We start from the raw sequence: 20,039 nt of genomic DNA on the forward strand, positions 1-20,039 counted from the left end.
GTTCCCGCCTATACGGGTGTAGCTCAATTGGTAGAGTGGCGGTCTCCAAAACCGTAGGCTGGGAGTTCGAGCCTCTCCACCCGTGCAAGAAAAGATTATTATGAATAAGATCAGATCATACATAATGGAGTCGTATCAAGAATTACGATATAAAGTAAATTGGCCTACTTGGCCGGAACTGCAAAATAGCGCCACAATTGTTTTGGTTGCAGCAGCAATACTTTCGATTGTGATTTTTGCAATGGACTTTGTTTCTAACGAAGGGCTGACTTTATTCTATAGTTTATTTTAATGTTTGAACTTAGAACAATGGCTGAAGAAACGAAGTGGTATGTATTACGTGTGATTAGTGGTAAGGAACGCAAACTCAAAGAATATATTGAGCAGAACGTGAACCGCAATGGATGGGGCCATGCTATACCTAACGTTTTGGTTCCGACGGAAAAGATTTATAAAATTAAAAACGGAAAAAAAGTAATTCAAGAAAAAAATTCGCTTCCCGGTTACATTTTACTGGAAGTGAATGATGAAAAAGTAACACACGATATGCTGCAAACAATATCAGGTATAACAAATGTTATTCATTTTCTTGGAAAAGAAAACCCTATTTCACTCCGTAAAACTGAGATAAACAGGATTATGGGTAAAATGGATGAAATGAGTGAAGAAGGGGTTACCCTTAATGAACCATTTATTATAGGTGAGACTGTGAAAATAATTGATGGACCTTTCAATGAATTCTTGGGTAATGTAGACGAGATTTATGAAGACAAGAAAAAATTGAAAGTGATAGTTAAAATTTTCGGTAGAAAAACACCGGTTGAATTGAATTTTGTACAAGTAGAAAAAGTAAGCTGAAATGGCAAAGGAAATTATTAACTATGTAAAATTACAGGTGAAAGGCGGACAGGCTAACCCTGCACCACCAATCGGACCTGCACTTGGTTCCAAGGGTATTAACATTATGGAATTCTGTAAGCAGTTTAATGCCAGGACACAAGAAAAGCAAGGGAAAATATTACCGGTTTTGATAACCGTATATAAGGATAAATCTTTTGATTTTATCATTAAAACCCCACCTGCAACTGTTCTGATTTTGGAAGCTGCAAAAAAACAAAAAGGCTCGGCAGAACCTAATCGCAATAAAGTTGGGAATGTTACTTGGGATCAGGTAAAACTAATAGCAGAAGAAAAAATGCCCGACTTGAATTGCTTTAATGTGGAGAGTGCCATGAAAATGGTTGCCGGCACAGCAAGAAGTATGGGCATAAATGTAACAGGCGATGCGCCCTGGAATAATTAATAAATAGATCACTTAAATAATAGCAAAAGTGAAAATTACAAAGAATAGAAAAAAAACCGACGGAAAATTGGAGCCAGGAAAGATGTATACCATTCAGGAAGCATCTGCACTTGTAAAACAAGTTACCACATGTAAGTTTAATGCATCTGTAGATTTGCATATACGTTTGGGTATTGATCCCAGGAAAGCAGATCAAGCAATCAGAGGAACTACTGCATTGCCTCATGGTACTGGTAAGGAGAAGAAAGTATTGGTATTGTGTACCCCCGAATTTGAGGAGGATGCAAGAAAGGCGGGAGCAGATTTTATTGGCCTCGATGATTATGTAGAAAAAATCATGGGTGGTTGGACTGACATCGATGTGGTAATTGCCACACCAAGTGTGATGCCTAAAATTGCAAAACTCGGTAGAGTATTGGGACCAAGAAACTTGATGCCAAATCCAAAAGTAGGTACTGTAACTAATGATGTTGGAAATGCTGTTACTGAAGTTAAAAGAGGTAAAGTAGCATTCAAGGTTGATAAATATGGTATCATCCATTCATCTATTGGAAGAATTTCTTTTGAACCCAATCAAATTGCTGAGAATAGCGAAGAATTGATCCGGACTTTGTCTAGAATGAAACCATCTTCTGCAAAAGGAATTTATTTTAAAAGTATTACAATGGCAAGTACAATGAGTCCCGGAATTGCTATTGATCCAAGAACAATACCGGGTGCCTAATAAATAAATAGAAACGTAGAAATACAATTACAATGAATAAAGATCAAAAATCCCTTGCAATTGAAGAATTGAAGAATCAGGTTGGGCAATATGATAATTTTTATATTGCAGATGCCTCAACTCTTTCTGTAGCAGACGTAAATAAATTGCGCCGTCTTTGCTTTAACAAAGGGATTAAATTCCACGTGGTAAAAAATACTTTACTGCGCAAAGCTTTGGAATCTCATGGTGAAAAATATGAAGGTTTATATGAAATTCTCCATGGGCCAACTTCCGTTATGTTCAGTGAATCTCTTAATGAACCGGCAAAGGTTATCAAACAATTCCGTAAGGAAAATGATAAAGAAAAACCGAGTCTGAAAGGTGCATATGTAGGTGAAGGAGTTTTCATAGGTGAAGAAAATTTAGAATCACTTATCAATATGAAAACAAGAGAAGAACTTGTTGGCGAAATTATTGGTTTATTGCAGAGTCCTGCACGAAATGTTATTTCTGCATTGCAATCAAGCGGCAGCAAGCTTGCCGGAATAGTAAAAACCCTTTCTGAAAAAGAAGCATAATACATTTAATAATTATACAATTTTAAAAAATCAATAAAACATCAAAGCAATGGTAGAATTAAAAGAGTTTGCAGAAAAGCTGGTTAGTTTATCTGTAAAAGAGGTTAACGAACTCGCTAAAATACTTAAAGATGAGTACGGAATAGAACCCGCTGCCTCTGCACCGGTAATGGTTGCAGGTGCTGGTGGTGGTGCTGGCGACGCTGGTGCTGCTGAAGCAGAAAAAACAGCTTTCGACGTAGTACTTAAAAGTGCTGGAGCTGCAAAATTAAACGTAGTGAAAATCGTAAAAGATATTACTGGACTTGGATTAAAAGAGGCTAAAGATTTAACCGACAATACTCCAAGTAATGTTAAAGAAGGTGTAAGTAAAGCAGAAGCAGAAGAAATTGCTGCTAAGTTAAAGGAGGCCGGCGCTGAAGTTGAGGTCAAGTAATTTACTTGATTTGACTTTAGCCACGCCAATGCGTGGTTAGATCTGGAAGGCTTGCTCTCGTTAATTCGGGATAAGCCTTATTCCTATTTGATTTAACCCAAACTTTAGCAAACTATGCATGTAAGTACTTCTAAAAAACAAAAGCGGATCAATTTTGGAAAAATTAAAAGCTCCGCTGAGTATCCCGATCTATTAGAGATACAGCTTAAATCATTTAAAGACTTTTTCCAGTTGGAAACAACGCAGGAAAATCGCAGTATTGAAGGTTTGTTCCGAGTATTTTCGGAAAACTTTCCTATTACTGATGCCCGCAATATTTTCGTACTGGAATTTCTTGATTATTTCATTGACCCACCACGATACAGCATTGAAGAATGTATAGAACGTGGGCTTACCTATAGCGTTCCGCTCAAGGCTAAGTTGCGATTGTCGTGTAATGATGAAGAACATATTGACTTTAAGACAATTGTTCAAGATGTATTCTTAGGTAATATCCCCTATATGTCTCCCAAAGGCACCTTTATTATTAATGGCGCTGAGCGTATTGTGGTTTCTCAATTGCATCGTTCACCCGGAGTTTTCTTCGGTCAGAGTGTGCATCCAAATGGATCAAAAATTTATTCCGCAAGGGTTATTCCTTTTAAAGGTGCCTGGATGGAATTTGCTACCGATATTAATAATGTAATGTACGCTTATATTGATCGGAAGAAAAAATTTCCTGTTACGACTCTATTGCGTGCAATTGGTTATGATACGGATAAAGACATTCTGGAATTATTCGGTCTTGCCGAAGAAGTGAAGGCAGATGCAAAAACTTTAAAGAAAAATGTTGGACGAAAACTTGCCGCCCGTGTTTTGAAAACTTGGCGTGAAGATTTTGTAGATGAAGATACGGGCGAAGTTGTTTCCATTGAACGTAATGAAGTTATCCTGGAAAGAGATACAGAACTGGATGAAGACAATATTCGTCAGGTAGTGGATACTGGTGCAAAAACAATTATCCTTACGAGAGATGATATCACCAGCGATTACACTATTATTTTAAATACACTTCAAAAGGATGTTTCGAATTCTGAAATTGAAGCAGTTCAGCAAATCTATCGTCAATTACGTGGTTCCGAACCACCGGATGATGAAACTGCTCGTGGTATAATTGATAAATTATTCTTTTCAGATAAGCGGTATGATCTGGGTGAAGTTGGTCGTTTTAAAATCAATGAAAAATTAGGTTTTGATACTGCCCTTGATACCAAAGTACTTACCAAAGATGATATCATTGCCATCGTTAAATATCTGGTTGAGCTTTCTAATAATAAAGCAGAAATAGATGATATTGATCACTTGAGCAATCGTCGTGTGAGAACAGTGGGGGAACAATTGTATGCACAGTTTGGTGTTGGTTTGGCAAGGATGGCAAGAACCATTCGTGAGCGAATGAATGTGCGTGATAATGAAGTGTTCACTCCAATAGAATTAATCAATGCACGTACGCTTTCATCCGTAATTAATTCATTCTTCGGAACAAGTCAGTTAAGTCAGTTTCTCGATCAAGTTAATCCACTTGCTGAGATTACACATAAGCGTCGTATTTCAGCATTAGGACCTGGAGGTTTATCCAGAGAAAGAGCTGGTTTTGAAGTACGAGATGTACATTATAGTCATTATGGTCGCCTTTGTACTATTGAAACTCCGGAAGGACCAAACATTGGTTTGATATCTACGCTATGTGTGCATGCTAAGATCAATAAAATGGGTTTCATTGAAACACCATATCGTCCGGTGAAAAATGGTAAGTTAGATCTAAAAGCCGATGTATTATATCTCAATGCACAGGAAGAAGATAAGCTTGTTATTGCACAGGCAAATGCAAAATTTGACGAAAAAGGAAACTTCGAAAACGAAAGAATAAAATGTCGTGAACAAGGAGATTTTCCTGAATATGATCCATCGCAAATTCAATATATGGATGTTGCACCAAATCAAATTGTTGGTGTTTCAGCATCCTTAATTCCATTCTTAGAACATGATGATGCAAACCGTGCATTGATGGGTTCTAACATGCAGCGTCAGGCAGTTCCATTATTGAAACCACAATCACCAATTGTAGGAACAGGATTAGAACAAAAAGTTGCCGAAGATTCGAAAATGTTAATCAATGCTGAAGGGGAAGGAGTGGTTGAATATGCAGATGCAAATGAAATCATAATTCGCTATAACAGAACAGAGAATAATAGACTGGTAAGTTTTGAAGAAGATCGTAAAATATATAAACTGCGTAAATTCAAAAAAACAAACCAAAGCACTTGTATTAATATTAAACCAATTGTAAAGAAAGGTGATAAGGTTACTGCAGGGCAAGTATTATGTGAAGGTTATGCAACTGAAACCGGGGAACTAGCATTGGGAGTAAACTTGAAAGTGGCATTTATGCCATGGAAGGGTTACAACTTTGAAGATGCTATTGTAATTAATGAGCGTATTGCAAGAGAAGACGTGTTCACTTCAATTCATATTGAAGAATTCGATCTTGAAGTGCGTGATACTAAATTAGGTGAAGAAGAACTTACCGCCGATATTCCTAACGTATCTGAAGAAGCAACAAAGGATTTGGATTCAAACGGAATCATTCGCATTGGTGCAACCGTGAAGGAAGGAGATATATTAATCGGTAAGATTACTCCTAAAGGTGAAAGTGATCCAACACCGGAAGAAAAATTGTTGCGTGCAATTTTTGGTGATAAAGCAGGTGATGTAAAAGATGCTTCAATGAAAGCACAAAGTGGTGTAGAAGGAACGGTGATTGATAAAAAACTTTTTGCTAAAGCCAAGAAAGATAAGAATGCAAAAACTCGTGAAAAAATTGCACTCGAAAAATTAGAGAAAGAACATGCTCGTGCATTAGACGAATTGCGCAACTTGTTAATGGAAAAACTTTCTGTAATTCTGAAAGACAAGAAAAGTGCAGGTGTAAAAACAGCCTATAAAGAAGAACTGGTTCCGGCGAAAGTAAAATTTAGTCCAAAGGCATTAGAAGGAATTGATTTTCTCGGTGTAGATCCAAGAGCTTGGACAGGTGAAGCAGAAACAGATGATCTAGTGCGCATGGTTTTGCATAATTATACCATTAAAGTGAATGAAGAGTTAGGCCGATTTAAACGTGAGAAATTTAATATCAGCGTGGGTGATGAATTACCAAACGGTGTATTAAAACTTGCCAAAGTATTTATCGCTAAAAAACGCAAGCTGAAAGTGGGTGATAAGTTGGCGGGTCGTCATGGTAACAAAGGTATTGTTGCTCGTATTGTACGTTCCGAAGACATGCCGTTTCTTGAGGATGGAACTCCTGTAGATATTGTGTTGAATCCGCTGGGTGTACCTTCCAGAATGAACCTTGGTCAGATATATGAAACTGTTCTAGGTTGGGCAGGTGAAAAGCTGGGAGTGAAATATGCAACTCCAATTTTCGATGGAGCTACTTTAGAAGAAATCGCTGATCAGGTGATTGAATCCGGCTTACCACCATTAGGTAAAACCTATTTGTATGATGGTGAAACTGGTGAAAGATTTCATCAGCAGGCAACAGTAGGTGTTATTTATATGATCAAACTTAATCACATGGTAGATGATAAAATGCATGCTCGTTCCATTGGACCATATTCACTTATTACACAGCAACCATTGGGTGGAAAAGCTCAGTTTGGTGGTCAGCGTTTTGGTGAGATGGAAGTGTGGGCATTAGAGGCATATGGTGCTTCTAATATCTTGCAGGAATTATTAACTGTGAAGAGTGATGATATTATTGGCCGTGCAAAAACATACGAATCAATTGTGAAGGGAGAAAATATGCCGACACCAGGTATTCCTGAATCATTCAACGTATTGTTGCACGAGTTAAGAGGTCTTGCACTTGATTTAAAATTTGATTAATTCAGTTTACTCCAATAAAAACAAAGGGGAATAGATATGCCTTTTAAAAAGGATCTTAAGATCAAATCTGAATTCAATAGAGTAACCATTAGCCTTGCATCACCAGATGCAATATTAGAGCGCTCATATGGTGAAATATTAAAACCGGAAACCATTAATTACAGAACTTACAAACCTGAAAGAGATGGTTTGTTTTGCGAAAGAATTTTTGGCCCTATTAAAGATTACGAATGCTATTGCGGTAAATACAAGCGTATCCGATATAAAGGAATCGTGTGTGATAGATGTGGTGTAGAAGTTACTGAGAAGAAAGTGCGTCGTGAACGGATGGGGCATATTAAACTCGTTGTTCCGGTAGTACATATTTGGTATTTCAAATCATTGCCAAATAAAATTGGTTATTTGCTGGGAGTATCTTCAAAAAAATTAGAATCTATAATTTATTATGAAAGATACTGTATCATCAATCCGGGTCCTATCACGGAAGGTATTACCATCAACGGTGAATTGAAAAAGTTTGACAAGTTAGATCTGATTACTGAGGAAGAATATTTCGACATTTTAGATGCACTTCCAAAGGACAATCAAATGTTAGATGATTTAGATCCAAATAAATTTATCGCCGATATGGGTGCTCCTGCTGTGCATACATTGCTAAGCAGATTGCATTTGGATGATATGTCTGCTGCATTAAGACATCAGGCAAATACAGAAACTTCACAACAAAGAAAGGCTGAGGCTTTAAAACGATTAAGTGTCGTTGAAGCATTCCGTGATTCTAAAGAAAATATCGAAAATCAACCGGAATGGATGGTTATTCAATATCTTCCTGTGATACCTCCGGAACTGCGCCCATTAGTGCCTCTTGATGGAGGAAGATTTGCAAGTTCGGATTTAAATGATTTATACAGAAGAGTAATTATACGTAACAATCGCTTAAAGCGTCTAATTGAAATCAAAGCACCTGAGGTGATTTTGCGTAATGAAAAACGCATGTTACAAGAAGCCGTTGATTCATTGTTTGATAATTCTAGAAAATCAAATGCTGTTAAAGCAGAAGGTGGCCGAGCATTGAAATCTTTGAGTGATGTACTGAAAGGTAAGCAAGGTCGTTTCCGCCAAAACTTATTAGGTAAGCGTGTGGATTATTCAGGTCGTTCAGTTATCGTTGTTGGTCCTGAATTGAAATTACATGAGTGTGGTATTCCGAAGGATATGGCAGCAGAATTATTTAAGCCATTTATTATCCGGAAACTGATTGAACGTGGTATTGTAAAAACGGTGAAGTCTGCTAAGAAATTAGTTGACCATAAAGAGCCGGTTATTTGGGATATTCTTGAAAATATTTTAAAGGGACATCCTGTAATGTTAAACCGTGCACCTACATTACACAGATTATCCATACAGGCATTCCAACCAAAATTAATTGAAGGAAAAGCAATTCAATTACACCCTTTGGTTTGTACTGCATTCAACGCCGATTTTGACGGTGACCAAATGGCTGTTCATGTTCCATTAAGTAGTGCTGCAATTATTGAAGCACAATTATTAATGCTTGCTGCACATAATATTTTGAATCCGCAAAGTGGAAATCCAATCACAGTTCCTTCACAGGACATGGTGTTGGGTTTATACTATATTACTAAAGCAAAACGCAGTACAAAGCAAGAACCGGTGAAAGGGGAAGGCAAAATATTTTATTCTGCCGAAGAGGTGGTGATAGCATATAATGAAGGTAAAGCTGACTTACATGCAATTATTAAGTGCAAGGTTGATATGCTGGAAGATGGTGTATTAGAAAATAAGTTAATTGAAACTACAATTGGTCGGGTTATATTTAATGATGTTGTTCCAAAGAGTTTTGGTTTTATTAATACCTTAATTACTAAAAAAGCGATTGGTCGTATCATAGGTGAAATCATTCGTTCCACTGATGTACCGACAACTGCAAAATTCTTAGATGATATTAAAGATCTTGGATTCCGTTGGGCATTTAAAGGTGGATTGTCATTTAATATTGGTGATCTCGTTGAAGTGGATAGACAACCGGAATTAATTGCTAGTTCGCAGGAAGAAGTGGATGAAGTCGTAAGCAGTTATATGAATGGTTTTATTACACCGAATGAAAGGTATAATCAGATCATTGACATTTGGTCAAGGCTAAATACAAGGTTAACCGGTGAGTTAATTACAAAACTTACAAATGATAAGCAAGGATTCAACTCCGTGTTTATGATGTTGGATAGCGGTGCAAGGGGTTCCAAAGAACAAATTCGGCAGTTAGCTGCAATGCGTGGTTTGATGGCCAAACCAAGAAAATCTGGAAGTTCCGGCGGTGGAGAAATTATCGAGAATCCAATTCTTTCAAATCTGAAAACTGGTTTGTCGGTATTGGAATATTTCATTTCTACACATGGTGCTCGTAAAGGTCTTGCAGATACAGCATTGAAAACTGCAGATGCGGGTTATCTTACAAGAAGATTAGTTGATGTGGCGCAGGATGTTGTAATTACTGAAGAAAATTGCGGGACATTACGAGGTATCAAAATCGCTGCATTAAAAGATAATGAGGATATCGTTGAACCATTAAGTGACCGTATCATGGGTCGCACCAGTTTGCACGATGTATATGATCCTATAACTGATGAATTAATTTTAAAAGCAGGTACGCTAATTACTTTAAAGAATGCGGAGTATATTGATACTACTGCAATTGAATCAATAGAAATTCGCTCTGTACTTACTTGCGAATCAAAGCGTGGTGTATGTGTAAAATGTTACGGTACTAACATGGCTAATTACAGAATTGGTCAGATTGGTGATGCCGTTGGTATCATGGCAGCACAAAGTATTGGTGAGCCGGGTACTCAGCTTACATTACGTACTTTCCACGTGGGTGGTACAGCAGGAAGCATTGATACCGAATCAAAATTGGTTGCAAAATTTGATGGGAAGATTGAATTTGAAGGAGTGCGTTTGGTAGATAACAAAAATGACGATGGTAAAAAACAAAAAATTGTTATTGGCCGTACCGGTGAAATAAAAATTATTGATACAAAAACTGGTCGGGCACTTATCACCAATAATGTTCCTTACGGATCTTTAATGCATGTTACAGATGGTAAAATGCTTACCAAAGGTGATATTATCTGCTCTTGGGATCCATTTAATGCAGTTATTATTTCTGAGTTTGGTGGGTTTGTAGATTATGAAAGTATAATTGAAGGCATCACTTTCCGTGAAGAAAGCGATGAGCAAACCGGACACCGTGAAAAGGTAATTGTAGAAACTCGTGATCGTACAAAAATTCCAACCATCATTATTAAGGATAAAAAAGGTAATGAAATAAAGAATTACAACTTACCGGTAGGCTCACACATTATGGCTGATTTAGGTGAGGAAGTAGATCCTGGACAAGCTATTGCAAAAATTCCACGTGCTCTTGGAAAGGTGCGGGATATTACCGGAGGTTTACCCCGGGTAACGGAATTGTTTGAAGCTCGTAATCCAAGTAATCCTGCTGTGGTTGCCGAGATTGACGGAGTTGCTTCTTTCGGAAAAATTAAGCGTGGTAACCGTGAGATTATCATTGAATCGAAAGATGGAGAAATAAGAAAATATCTGGTGCCATTATCCAAACAAATATTGGTGCAGGAAAATGACTATGTATATGCGGGTATGCCATTATCTGATGGTGCAATCACTCCGGGTGATATACTTGCTATTAAAGGTCCTTTTGCCGTACAAGAATATATTGTGAATGAAATTCAGGAAGTATATCGTTTGCAAGGTGTAAAGATTAATGATAAACATATTGAAGTTATCGTTAGGCAGATGATGCGAAAAATGACCATTACTGATCCGGGTGATACTCGTTTCCTTGAAGGTCAGTTGGTAGATAAAATTGAGTTCCTTGAAGAAAATGATAGAATGTATGATAAAAAAGTGGTGGAAGAAAATGGAGATTCTACGAAGTTTAAACAGGGAGCTATCATTACTATCCGTCAATTGCGTGAAGAAAACAGTTCGCTGAAACGTGCAGATAAAAAAATATTGAATGCCGTGATGCAAATTCAGCCACTGCCACTCCTACATTGCAAGGTATTACTCGTAGTTCATTGGGTACTTCCAGTTGGATTTCAGCTGCATCATTCCAGGAAACTACTAAGGTGTTAAGCCATGCAGCTATTTCAGCTCGTGTAGATAATTTGTTGGGACTAAAAGAAAATGTAATTGTAGGTCATCAAATTCCTGCAGGAACAGGTCAGCGCCATTTCCGCAACTTGATTGTTGGAAGTAGAGAAGATCTGGAGCGTATGGAAAATGCAAGAAATAAAAAAGTAGAAGTAGAATAATTTAATTCTATTCTATAATAAAATATTAAACCGGGATGTGGAATGCATTCCGGTTTTTTTTTATTTACTTGAATGCTGATTTATTCTTACAATAGATTTTCAGTTAAAAATTGTAATTAAAAATATTATTCAAGTCAATTATATAATTTTGAAAATAAAACATTTAGATATGGCGGAAAATAAAGAAAAACCGGGTAATCAATTAAATATTGAATTAACTGAAGAAATAGCAGAAGGTACGTATTCTAATCTTGCAATTATTACACATTCGAATGCAGAATTTATTGTGGATTTTATACGGGTAATGCCTGGCATCCCAAAAGCAAAAGTGAAGAGCAGAATATTGATGACACCGCAACATGCAAAAAGATTATTAAGAGCATTGTCAGATAATATTTCAAAATTTGAATCTACACATGGTGAAATAACCGATTCAGATTATATACAAGGCTTGCCAATGAATTTTGGGCCGACTGCAAAAGCATAACTTTTTTTGCTTGCGAAATTTTGATGTTATAATACCCGTGTATAATAGTGCAGCAATTTTGCCTGTACTCATAGAAAAAATATCGGATAGCTTTTCAAACATTTCAAATCAATATAAAATTATTTTGGTGGATGATGGCAGCAAGGATAATTCATGGAGTGAAATAAAGAATCTAAAAAATAAATACAATTTTATTTTAGGAATTAAACTCGATAAAAATTATGGTCAGCATCAAGCTATAAGAGCAGGTCTTGAACATGCAAATGCAGAATGGAATTTTGTAATGGATTGTGATCTTCAGGATAATCCAAAATATTTAATTGACTTATATAATAAAGCAATTGCCGATAAGGTGGAAGTAGTTCTTGCCGACAGGCAGGCGAAAGCAGGACGACTTTATTATAAAGTAAGTTCATGGTTAATCAATGCAAAACTCTCAGTTCTGCTAAAGAAAAAAATAAATTATCGCACAGCGAATTTTGGGATTTACAGCAATGCAATTATTTTAAAAATTTGCACCTTATCCTACAAACATTTTTATCTACCTGTTGCAGTCCGCAAATGCACAGAATCAATTTCTGAATTGAAGGTGATTCACAACGATAGATTTGCGGGCAAGAGTAATTATAATTTTTTCAGGCTAATTACATTAGCAATGCATGCCATTTTATTTGTATTTCAAAAAGGAGATAAAGGCAAACCATTATTTCATATTTCAGAAGTGGTAGAATGATACCATTTAATAAACCCACATTTTTAGGTACTGAACCGCAATTCATGTTGGATGCAATTCATCGTGGGCAATTATCCGGCAATGGATATTATACTAAATTATGTCAGGAGTTTTTTGAAAAGCGATATGGTTTTCTGAAAACATTACTGACTACTTCCTGCACAGCAGCTCTTGAAATGTGTGCAATGTTATGCGATATACATGCGGGTGATGAAGTGATAATGCCATCTTATACATTTCCTTCTATGGCAAATGCATTTGCGCTGCGTGGTGCTAAAATTATTTTTGTTGATTGCAATACGAATATTCCCAACATAGATTCAAATCTGATTGAAGATGCAATTACTCCAAGAACAAGAGCAGTAGTAATTGTTCACTATGGCGGATATGCATGTGATTTGGAAAATATTTTGCGTATAACGAATAAACATAATCTGTTTTTAATTGAAGATTGTGCGCATTCCATTGATTCTTTTTAAAGGGTAAACCTCTTGGAAGCTTTGGACATTTCGCCGCATTTTCATTTCACGAAACAAAAAATATTACTTGTGGTGAAGGTGGAATGTTAGTTATTAATGATACGAATTTTATAAATAAAGCAGAAATAATTTGGGAGAAAGGTACAAGTCGTGTTGCTTTTAAAAGAGGTGATATAGATAAATATAATTGGGTGGGATTAGGCTCTTCGTATGTACTGTCAGAATTGAACGCTGCTTATTTATATGCGCAATTATTGAGTCTGGATGAAATTCAAAACAACAGAATACAAAGTTGGAATCTATACTTTGAGTTGTTACAAATGCCCGAATTTCAAAACCACATCCTACTTCCAAAATTTGATGATGGAATTACAATAAATGGTAATCAATTTCATCTTTTAATTTCTGATGAAAAACATTTACAAAAACTAATTGCTTATTTATTGCAATCAAAAATTTTAGCTCTTACACATTACGAACCCTTACACAGCTCACCTTTCGGTAAAATTGAAACTGTTTCCGGTGATTTATTTCATACAGATTATATTTCAAAACATCTGATTAGACTTCCATTATACTATAACATTAGCGCAGTCACAATACGTGAAATATGCAAAATGATTAGTGGCTATTTTAAATAGTTTTGGCTCTTGAATTAAGTAAATGATTCACGAAACAAAATCTAATTAATACCCTCAATTCTAATGTTATGAAAAAACACTTACTCTTTACATTGTGCTTAATACTAATTGTTTCAAGTGCATTTTCGCAACGCATGCGACTAAACAGCGAAATCGGATTTACTTCAGGAATATCTTATTTCTTAGGAGATCTTGGCGGTGGTTCAGGTGATGGTCAGGCATTTTTACACGATGTGGATATGCAATCCATTGCACCTGCTATTTCTTTTATTTATAGAGAAGAGATAGTTCCTAATTTCGGCTTCAGAACTAATCTTACCTATACAATTCTTAGAGGTAATGATGCAAATTCAGAAAATGAATCAAGGAATGAACGCAACCTCAGTTTTAAATCTAATGTATGGGAAGCCACTGCAATGTTCGAATACAGTCCTTTTAGATTTAGTGGCAGAGACCGTAAATATTTTACACCTTATGTGTTTGTTGGTGGTGGTTTATTTTATTTTAATCCAAAAGCGCAATACAATGATTATTGGATTGCATTACAACCGCTGGGAACAGAAGGACAAGGATTACCTCAATATCCTGAACGTCAGAAATATAATCGAGTGCAAGCTGTGTTGCCATTTGGTGGTGGTGTAAGATTTTTATCTGATTTTGGTTGGGTATTCGGTGCTGAACTTACCTGGCGATTAACAAGTACAGATTATCTGGATGATGTGAGTACTTCTTATCCTAACACAGATTATTTTTTCCAGAATTATGATCTTGCAACTGCAACACTTGCAGCGAATTTATCGGATAGAATGGATCGTGATGTAACACCGGAATATGGTCAGAGAGGAAGTGCTGATCATAATGATACATATTTTATGGGCATGTTAACTGCAACTTATCATATTATTAAAAGCAGACACAGATAATTATTCTGACCCGATAATTATTTGCAAACAGTTGATATAGAATATTTAAAATTAGGATTGCAATCCAAAAGTCCATTTTGAATTAATCGGATTTCGCATAAAAATTACATTGTGAAATCCGATTTTTTTGAATCAAATGCAACCATGTATTTTTAGATTCTAATCTTTGCAAAAAACAAACGCTAAACCTGAACCCATGATTTCTAAAAAATGTCTATCAGTAATACTACTCTGTATAGGCATTTCTAATTTTATTTATGGACAATTAGATGAAAGAGATCGTGAATACGGTTTGAATTTAGGCTTCTCTTCTTTCCTCGGTGATCTTGGTGGTTCTAATGATATTGGTCGTGCTTTTTGGTGGGATATTGATCCTCAGGTTACAAGACCGGCAATCGGTTTTGTTTTCAGACAAGAAATATTTCCCCGCATTGCAGTTCGCTATAATATTATTTATTCTGAATTAAGAGGTGATGATGCATTGACAAATAATGAATGGAGAAATAATAGAAATTTAAGTTTTAAATCGCCGATTGTTGAAGGATCTGTAATGATTGAAGTTGGTCTCAACAGATTTTCAGGACCTTTTAAAAAGAAAGTAACTCCTTATATCTATGGAGGTATTGGTGGGTTCTGGTTTAATCCGCAGGCAAAATATGAAGGGCAATGGGTGGAACTGCAACCTTTGGGCACTGAAGGGCAGGGCTTAGCTGCATATCCGGATAAAGAAAAATATTCTAAAATTCAGGCTTGTTTTCCTCTTGGCGGTGGCCTTAGATATCTCGCAAGCAATAGTTTGGTATTTGGGTTTGAAATGGCTTGCCGTTTTACCACCACTGATTATATAGATGATGTTAGTGGCTTTTATGCTAACCCCGATTATTTCTTCGAATATTTAGATCCGCAAACTGCCTCATTAGCCGCTGCTTTATCCGATAGATCGGATGGTTCTGTTCCCGGTTGGACATCACCTGAAAATGGAAGGGGTAATCCGAATAATAATGACACTTATATTTTTGGAGGATTATTTACACTCACTTATCATTTCACTACCACAAAAAAACACAAGAGTAATTTGAAATGTTATTTTAATGAGAAGAATTAATTAAGCATTCCAGATTCTCCAACTTTCTTCTGCTTGCAATTTTAGCATCTCCATCCCATTCATAATTTGTGCACCATAACTTGATGCTGTCTCCATAAATTTTGTAGTAGTTGGATTATAAATTAAATCATAAGCCAATTGATTTTCATGCATTGCTGAATAAGGGATATCCGGTTTTGCATTTATTTCCGGATACATTCCCAATGGTGTTGTATTAATAATTATTCCTGCACTTGCAATTATTTCTTCGGTAAGATCTGCATAACTCAATTGATTTTTTTCAGGTTTTCTTGAAACAAGAATTGTTTTAAAATCCATTTGCGATAATCCGTATTGAATTGCTTTTGATGCTCCACCATTTCCAAGTACAATTGCAATTTTATTTATGGCAGAAATATTTTTTAATGATTCTGTAAAACCAAAATGATCGGTGTTGTATCCGGTTTTAATTCCACCTTTGATTTTAATACAATTTACTGCGCCAATTTTTTTAGCAGCTTCATCCAAATCATCTAAATAAGGAATGATACTTTCTTTATAAGGTATGGTAACATTTAATCCTTCCAGATCATCATAAGAATGAAAAAGCAATTTCACATGTTCTATTTCATTCAATGGATATAACTCATAACTGCAATCAGTAATTTCTAATTCTTTAAATTTATTACTGAAATAATTTGCAGAAAAAGAATGTGATAACGGGAAACCTATTAATCCAAATAGTCGCATGAAATATATTTTTGTTTCAGACTAATTTCTTTTTTCTTCCGGCAAGATATTCAATGGTGTAAATAGAAATTAATCCAAACAATATGAGCAGAATACATTGTACTAAAAAATCCGGTTTGCCTGTAAGTTCTGTATAAGCATTTGGTAATACATTCACTTCTTTTATCACCACTTCTTTATCGTGCACAATCTTAGTTTCTAAAATTTTTTTCCATGGCCATACTTTATTCAATGAGCCAATCATAAAGCCTGTAAGTATTGCTATAGTGAGGTTATGATACTTGCGCAGCATCCATGATAGCAAATGTGAAAAGCTAACAATACCAATAGCTGCACCAGCCATAAAGGTGAGTATTACAGAAATTTTTAATGATGTAAGTGAATTTAAAATAAACTCATACATACCCATTAGCAGCATAATAAAACTACCTGAAATACCGGGTAATATCATTGCACAAATTGCAATAGCTCCTGTTATAAAAACAAACCATAATTCTGTTGGGCCTTGTGCTGGTGATGCTATTGTAATATAAAATGCGAATGCAGCTCCGGCGATTAATCCAACTATTAATTGCAAATTCCATTTCTTAATTGTGGAGCCAACATAAATTGCAGATGCTATTACTAATCCGAAAAAGAACGACCAAAGTAATGTAGGATAGTTGGTTAATAAATACAGAATTAATTTTGAAAGTGAAACAATACTAATTCCGATTCCTAATAATAGAAATAATAAAAACCAACCATTTATTTTTTCCCAAAAAGCAGGAATGCCTTTGCTAAATAAAATTTTAAATGCATTTAAATCAATCGCTTTTATAGAGTTAATCAGCTCTTCATAAATGCCGGAAATAAATGCAATCGTTCCACCGGATACACCGGGCACAACATCTGCTGCACCCATCGCCATACCTTTAAAAATTAAAAGGTAGTACTTCTTAATTATCGCAATCATTGAATTTATTTTTTCAGGAAATGATGAAACGTATCTCCCCGTAATCCCATGCGCAAAGTTTCGAGTGCGATTATTTCGTTGGGTGCAATATTGCCGAGATTTACATTGGTACCCAACAATTTTATAAACCAAACTTGTTGTGATTTAATAGGTGCTTCCCAGATTATTTTTTCCTGCGGCACTTTAGTAAGTATCTCATCAATTAAATCGCCACGCACTTCTCCCTTCTCACGATATATTCCAACAGTACCACTTTCTCTTGCTTCTGCAATTACTTTAAAACTTCCTGCTTCAATTTCTTTTTTCATCAGGTCAATCCAAACATAAGGAGCTAACACTTTCTTCTCATCCTTTGAACCTACTTCAGATAATACATTATACTTCTCAGAAAGCTTACGGATATATTCGCATTTTTTATCGTGCTCCAAATCAATAGAGCCATCACTAACTTCTACAAATTCTAATTTGTATTTATCCATCAGTCGCATATAATCTTCAAATTGATTGCGAATAATAAATGCTTCGAACATAGTACCTCCCAAATACACCGGCATATTTGCATTTTTATACACTGCAAGTTTTGCTTCCAGATTTGGTGTAACGAATGCAGTACCGAACCCGAGTTTTATCATATCAATATAAGGCTCACCCACACTCATTAAATCTTCGGCTTCCCGAACACTTAAACCTTTATCCATCACCATTGTAATGCCTTGTGTTCTTGGCTTTTTATTGCGTTGGGGTAAATTGCTCATTTCAAAATTCATAACAATATTTTTTATTGGCGCAAAAGTAGGAAACATACGCAACTCCACTTATACCATTACTGCACTATTTGGAAATATATATCATCAAACAATGCATTTTAGAATGATATATTTACAATTATGTTAGATGCACATTTTTGGAACCAACGCTATTTAGATGAAAATACAGGTTGGGATTTGGGTCAGGTATCACCGCCAATAAAATCATTTATTGACCATTTAGAAAACAAAGCAATAAAAATTCTGATACCCGGCTGTGGTAATGCACACGAAGCCGAATATTTATTGCAAAAAGGTTTTACCAATATCACACTCGTAGATATTTCGGAAGTAGCTGTAAACAGATTGCAGAAAAAATTTGCTGGAAATAATTGTATTAAAATTTTAAATGAAGATTTCTTTGCACATGAAGGCACTTACAATTTAATTTTTGAACAAACATTTTTTTGTGCATTGCATCCTTCACAAAGAGAAAACTATGTAAAAAAAATGTACAACTTATTAGCAGCATCCGGCAAATTAGTTGGCTTATTATTTAATGTAGAATTTGATAAAGACGGACCACCATTCGGTGGAACAGAAGAAGAATACAGACCGATTTTTAAACCCTGGTTTCGCTTTAAAATATTTGCACCATGTTATAATTCCATAGGTCCGAGAATGGGCACTGAATTATTTATGTATTTGGAGAAGAGAGGACTTTCAAAAAGTTCTTGATTTTATTTAGTGGAAAGAAGTGCGTAGTCTTTCAGAATAAAAAAGTGGTTTTTTGTATTTTTAGGAGTTACCAATTAATTAATGAACCCATATCTTTAAATAATAAATATGAAGAAAATACAAAGATTTTTTATCTGGGTACTTGGTCTATTTCTTATTATTTTAAGCTTAGGTGGTTTTGCAAATGGGGATAATTTAGTTGCAACTTTGTGTTTCGTTGCAGGGTTATTAATTCTGCCTCCAGTATTTAAAAGGTTATTTCATAAAAAGCAAAATCAAACAAATACTACTTCATCAACTAAAACTATTTCTAAAGAAACACTGAATGAGAAAATTTCATTTGACGATGTTTTTAAGATTTCTACAGAAAACACTGGCAAAAATGAAATGACAACCACATTAGGTTTCGAAAATGAAACTAAATTATTACCTTATTTGGAGCAAAATGAAAGGGAGAACCAAGATGCTATTAAAAACTTCAATTATATTCCTCAACAAGTAATTGCTCAGGCTATTCAAACATGTGAAAGCATTTACATAATGTACTCTACAAAAAACTTCGATACACTTAAGGGGCGAAGTGAGTTTGTTAAAATAAAATTAAATTATCTAAACCTTGCATCACATCACAAAAGATATATTGCAGATGTGCAAACTGCCCTTGATCAGTATAAAATTATGTACTATGACCGAATTCCTACAGAAGTACAAATTACTTCCTTAATTAAACCAAATGAATTTGATTTTCCAGAGTTTTATTGCCAATGCCTAATTCAATCGTTTGAAAAGTTTTATGAAGAACAAAATAAGCAAATCTCATTTCTAAAGAGAGAAGATGCTATAAAAAATAGAAGGGAAAATATTATGGATACCATTCGGGAGTTTCAATTAAATATTCCAATAGAAGCAATATCTTTTAGCGAAGTAAATCATCAGTTGGAAACAATTTATCAAAAGGTATATGAAGATACATTTGGATTTCCTTTATAAAAACCAATTGCAATCCCACAAAACAATTAGTTTTCTTCAGAAAATCTGTCGGACTTCGGTAATTAAGTAAATTATTATCGTAAGCCGGAAACTTTCTACCGGAAGAAACTCATCGAATTAGGGAAGCCGGAGGTTTTCTTCCGGAAGAAAACCTCCGGATTATGTAAGAACATGGCAAGCTTCCGGAAGAAGATCAGTTCTTTCCCTA

General features: G+C 35.4%; 16 protein-coding genes, 1 tRNA gene and 2 pseudogenes. 16 read left to right on the forward strand and 3 right to left on the reverse strand.

Going from position 1 to position 20,039, the window contains the following annotated elements; translation table 11 throughout:
* Positions 1-12 precede the first annotated feature (12 nt).
* The 14 genes and pseudogenes from IPN31_07200 to IPN31_07265 all read left to right on the forward strand — a co-directional run bounded on the left by IPN31_07200 (position 13) and on the right by IPN31_07265 (position 15,673).
* Positions 13-85 (forward strand) — tRNA-Trp (locus IPN31_07200).
* Between the two features lie 15 nt (positions 86-100).
* Positions 101-292: a preprotein translocase subunit SecE gene (secE, locus tag IPN31_07205; GenBank protein ID MBK8681677.1), complete on the forward strand. Its 192-nt coding sequence runs from the start codon at positions 101-103 to the stop codon at positions 290-292.
* A 17-nt stretch (positions 293-309) separates the two neighbouring features.
* Positions 310-858 (forward strand): transcription termination/antitermination factor NusG, encoded by a 549-nt coding sequence (gene nusG / locus IPN31_07210; GenBank protein MBK8681678.1) that lies wholly within the window; start codon positions 310-312, stop codon positions 856-858.
* 1 nt (position 859) lies between these two features.
* On the forward strand, positions 860-1,303 hold the full coding sequence (gene rplK / locus IPN31_07215; protein ID MBK8681679.1) for a 50S ribosomal protein L11: 444 nt from the start codon (positions 860-862) through the stop codon (positions 1,301-1,303).
* Between the two features lie 28 nt (positions 1,304-1,331).
* The gene (locus IPN31_07220) at positions 1,332-2,027 is read left to right on the forward strand and encodes a 50S ribosomal protein L1 (GenBank protein ID MBK8681680.1); all 696 of its coding nucleotides are present in this window, start codon (positions 1,332-1,334) and stop codon (positions 2,025-2,027) included.
* 32 nt (positions 2,028-2,059) lie between these two features.
* Entirely contained in the window at positions 2,060-2,587 is a 528-nt protein-coding gene (locus IPN31_07225; GenBank protein ID MBK8681681.1) for a 50S ribosomal protein L10, read from the forward strand.
* Positions 2,588-2,636: 49 nt separating this feature from the next.
* Positions 2,637-3,023 (forward strand): 50S ribosomal protein L7/L12, encoded by a 387-nt coding sequence (gene rplL, locus IPN31_07230; protein ID MBK8681682.1) that lies wholly within the window; start codon positions 2,637-2,639, stop codon positions 3,021-3,023.
* Between the two features lie 114 nt (positions 3,024-3,137).
* Positions 3,138-6,950 carry a DNA-directed RNA polymerase subunit beta gene (gene rpoB / locus IPN31_07235; GenBank protein ID MBK8681683.1) on the forward strand — a complete coding sequence of 1,271 codons (3,813 nt, stop codon included), beginning with the start codon at positions 3,138-3,140 and terminating at the stop codon, positions 6,948-6,950.
* A gap of 36 nt (positions 6,951-6,986) precedes the next feature.
* A pseudogene (rpoC, locus tag IPN31_07240) lies at positions 6,987-11,305 on the forward strand (DNA-directed RNA polymerase subunit beta').
* A 169-nt stretch (positions 11,306-11,474) separates the two neighbouring features.
* Positions 11,475-11,792, forward strand: a complete 318-nt coding sequence (locus tag IPN31_07245) for a DUF3467 domain-containing protein (protein MBK8681684.1) — start codon at positions 11,475-11,477, stop codon at positions 11,790-11,792.
* A gap of 10 nt (positions 11,793-11,802) precedes the next feature.
* On the forward strand, positions 11,803-12,525 hold the full coding sequence (locus IPN31_07250) for a glycosyltransferase (GenBank protein ID MBK8681685.1): 723 nt from the start codon (positions 11,803-11,805) through the stop codon (positions 12,523-12,525).
* Positions 12,522-13,645 (forward strand): annotated as a pseudogene (gene rffA / locus IPN31_07255) (dTDP-4-amino-4,6-dideoxygalactose transaminase). The gene IPN31_07250 and the pseudogene rffA overlap by 4 nt, the downstream one beginning before the upstream one ends.
* Before the next feature lie 68 nt (positions 13,646-13,713).
* Positions 13,714-14,568, forward strand: a complete 855-nt coding sequence (locus IPN31_07260) for a hypothetical protein (protein ID MBK8681686.1) — start codon at positions 13,714-13,716, stop codon at positions 14,566-14,568.
* Positions 14,569-14,734: 166 nt separating this feature from the next.
* A complete protein-coding gene (locus IPN31_07265; protein ID MBK8681687.1) occupies positions 14,735-15,673 on the forward strand; it encodes a hypothetical protein in 939 nt (312 codons plus the stop codon).
* Here the strand turns inward: IPN31_07265 and IPN31_07270 are convergent, their stop codons facing one another.
* Genes IPN31_07270 through IPN31_07280 form a run of 3 tightly spaced genes read right to left on the reverse strand, consistent with a single transcriptional unit; the run spans position 15,674 to position 18,124 of the window.
* Positions 15,674-16,402 (reverse strand): shikimate dehydrogenase, encoded by a 729-nt coding sequence (locus tag IPN31_07270; GenBank protein MBK8681688.1) that lies wholly within the window; start codon positions 16,400-16,402, stop codon positions 15,674-15,676.
* 16 nt (positions 16,403-16,418) lie between these two features.
* Positions 16,419-17,357: a DUF368 domain-containing protein gene (locus tag IPN31_07275; GenBank protein MBK8681689.1), complete on the reverse strand. Its 939-nt coding sequence runs from the start codon at positions 17,355-17,357 to the stop codon at positions 16,419-16,421.
* Between the two features lie 5 nt (positions 17,358-17,362).
* Positions 17,363-18,124, reverse strand: coding sequence for a phosphosulfolactate synthase (locus tag IPN31_07280; protein MBK8681690.1), 762 nt, complete (start codon positions 18,122-18,124; stop codon positions 17,363-17,365).
* Positions 18,125-18,244: 120 nt separating this feature from the next.
* On the opposite strand from IPN31_07280, the gene IPN31_07285 reads away from it, so the two are divergent.
* Together IPN31_07285 and IPN31_07290 are read left to right on the forward strand one after the other, a co-directional pair.
* Complete coding sequence (locus IPN31_07285) at positions 18,245-18,841, forward strand: methyltransferase domain-containing protein (GenBank protein ID MBK8681691.1); 597 nt, start codon at positions 18,245-18,247, stop codon at positions 18,839-18,841.
* Positions 18,842-18,949: 108 nt separating this feature from the next.
* A complete protein-coding gene (locus tag IPN31_07290; GenBank protein MBK8681692.1) occupies positions 18,950-19,831 on the forward strand; it encodes a hypothetical protein in 882 nt (293 codons plus the stop codon).
* Positions 19,832-20,039: the final 208 nt, after the last annotated feature.

The organism is Bacteroidota bacterium (genome assembly GCA_016715425.1).
Taxonomy (GTDB): domain Bacteria; phylum Bacteroidota; class Bacteroidia; order Chitinophagales; family BACL12; genus JADKAC01.